The organism is Aeromonas sp. HMWF015, from assembly GCF_963878965.1.
Taxonomy (GTDB): domain Bacteria; phylum Pseudomonadota; class Gammaproteobacteria; order Enterobacterales; family Aeromonadaceae; genus Aeromonas; species Aeromonas veronii.
Map to the genome: position 1 here is coordinate 1 of NZ_CAWNZT010000173.1, position 2,566 is coordinate 2,566.

3 protein-coding genes are annotated in these 2,566 nt (G+C 60.1%); all 3 read right to left on the reverse strand.

Features of this window, described 5'->3' with window-relative positions; translation table 11 throughout:
* The coding region (locus tag AACS18_RS08945; RefSeq protein ID WP_146184877.1) for an ATP-binding cassette domain-containing protein at nucleotides 1–555 on the reverse strand (555 nt) is incomplete at its 3' end.
* Between the two features lie 73 nt (nucleotides 556–628).
* A complete protein-coding gene (locus AACS18_RS08950; protein WP_100645848.1) occupies nucleotides 629–859 on the reverse strand; it encodes a glutaredoxin family protein in 231 nt (76 codons plus the stop codon).
* Nucleotides 859–2,566 (reverse strand): bifunctional 23S rRNA (guanine(2069)-N(7))-methyltransferase RlmK/23S rRNA (guanine(2445)-N(2))-methyltransferase RlmL (gene rlmKL / locus AACS18_RS08955; RefSeq protein ID WP_108614146.1); only part of this gene is annotated, 1,708 nt, incomplete at its 5' end. The genes rlmKL and AACS18_RS08950, both read right to left, overlap by 1 nt.

Below are 2,566 nucleotides of genomic sequence, written 5' to 3' on the forward strand. Positions count from 1 at the left end.
GTTGGTCGGCTCATCGAGCAACAACAAGTCGGGATCGCAGGCCAACGCACGGGCCAGCGCCACTTTGCGCAGCCAGCCGCCGGAGAGGCTATCGAGGGTCACATCGGGATCCAGCCCCAGCAGGGTCAACACCTGACTGATACGGGTCTCGAATTGCCAGCCGTTCTGATAGTCGAGCTGCTCTTGCAACTCGCTCATCTTGCGAATGTTGGCATCTGACGGATCGTGCGCCAGCTCCATGGAGATGTGGTGATACTGCTTGAGCAGCTCACCCACGCCCGCCAGCCCTTCGGCAGCATAGTCAAATACCGTCAGCTCGCTGGAAGCAGGAGGATCCTGCTCAAGGCGGGTCACTTTCAAATCTTGTTGCAGCACCAGACGGCCGTCGTCCAGCGGCAATTCGCTGGCGATGACCTTCATCAGGGTGGACTTGCCCGCCCCGTTGCGGCCAACCAGACAGAGGCGCTCGCCGCGCTCGATGGTCAATTCGGCATTGTCGAGCAGCGGGAAATCACTGAACGACAGACAGGCGCCGTGCAATGTTAAAAGAGCCATGTTTGTTCCTTATTTCATATGAAAAAAACGGGCAGCAGACTGGGTCTGCCCCCGTTTTATCGTCAAATCACACTCACCCCTGACGGGCAGCCCAGCCATTGAGCTCGGTCAGCGTGAAGGGCCAGCCGAGCTCGCGGCCGGCCTCGTCACGCAGTACCGGAATGCGCACCCGATAGGCGGCAAGCCACTGCTCATCATCCATGATGTCGCACTGGCGGGTGGTAGCGGCAAGGCCTGCCTCCTCCACCAGCGCCCAGGCCTGCTCGCACAGGTGGCAACCGTCGGTATGAAACAGGGTCAGCATCACGCCTCGCCTTGCTCCGGCGCATGGGTGATGATCCAGCAGTTGTGGATGTGCTGGTTGCGCTCGAAATCCTTCGGTCGCGTCTTCTGGGTGATGTTCTGGGCCTTGAGACCTGTGGCCTCGAGACCGGCCAGATCCATCTTGAAGTGACGCTTGTTGTTGGAGAAGACCAGAGTGCCGTCCGCTGCCAGCAGGCGCTTCAGGTGCTGCATCAGCAGCAGGTGATCGCGCTGTACGTCGAAGCTCTCGTCCATCCGCTTGGAGTTGGAGAAGGTGGGCGGATCGATGAAGATGAGGTCGTACTGCTCATCGGCTTCAGACAACCACTTCAGGCAATCTGCCTGGACAAACTTGTGCTGACGGCCCACCAGCGAGTTGAGGCGCATGTTGTCCTGCGCCCAGTTCAGGTAGGTGTGGGACATGTCCACTGTGGTGGTCTCGCTGGCACCGCCAAGACCTGCGTGCACGGTGGCACTGCCGGTGTAGGCAAACAGGTTCAGGAAGCGCTTGCCCTTGGCCATCTGACCCAGCATGCGGCGGGTCTGACGGTGGTCGAGGAATAGACCGGTATCCAGATAGTCGTAGAGGTTGACCCACAGACGGGCACCGTACTCCTGTACTTCCATCCGGTGCTGCTCTTCGGAGAGCTTCTGATACTGCTGTTTGCCTTCCTGACGCTCACGCACCTTCAGGATCACCTTCTCGCCGTCCATGCCGGTCACCTTGATGGCGGCTTGAACCATGTCGAGCAGACGCTGACGGGTCTTCTGGGCGGGGATATCCTTGGGCGCGGCATACTCCTGCACCACCAGATAGTCCTGATAGCGATCGATGGCGGCGTTGTATTCCGGCAAGTCGGCATCATAGAGACGGTAGCAGTCGAGATTCTCTTTCTTCGCCCACTTCTCGAGCGCCTTCAGATTCTTGCGCAGACGGTTGGCAAAGTCCTGCGCCACCTCTTTTTGCGAGGCCACAGAGTCGAGGGCGATCTGGTAGTTGCGCAGCTGACACTCTAGGGCACCGTTGAACAGGCGATATTGCTTGTCGGCACGCAGGCGCAGACAGCTGAGCAGTTCAGGAGATGCGGACAGAATGGAGACTCTCCACCCCTGGAAGCTGCGACGCAGGGCATCGCCGAGAGCCTGATGCACTTCCAGCAGGGCCGGGAATTCGCCAAGACGCTCGCCATAGGGCGGGTTGGAGATCAGCATACCGACCTGACGAGCCTCCCCTTCCACAGCCGGCATCGGCAGCGGATTTTCCAGCTTGGTGACATCGGCCTGCTTGAAGGTGATGAGATGGGCGACACCGGCGGCTTTTGCGTTATCACGGGCTTTGAGCAGCACGCGCGAGTCGGCATCACAACCGAACAGTTTCACCTCGCAGCGCTGCATGCCACGTTTGGCTCGCACTTGCGCTTCCATCATCAGGCTTTGCCACAGTTCGCTATCGTGCTGCAGCCAGCGATCAAAACCGAAGCGCTCGCGGCGCAACGCCGGCGCCATGTCGGCGGCGATAAAGGCCGCTTCGATCAGCAGAGTACCGGAGCCGCACATCGGATCCATCATGGGCTCGCCGGCCCAACCGCTACGGGCGATCATGGCGACCGCCAGGTTCTCTTTGAGCGGTGCCTCACCTGTGCCCTGACGATAGAAACGCTGGTGCAGCGCAGGGCCTGACAAGTCCAGCGTGATATTGGCCTTGCCT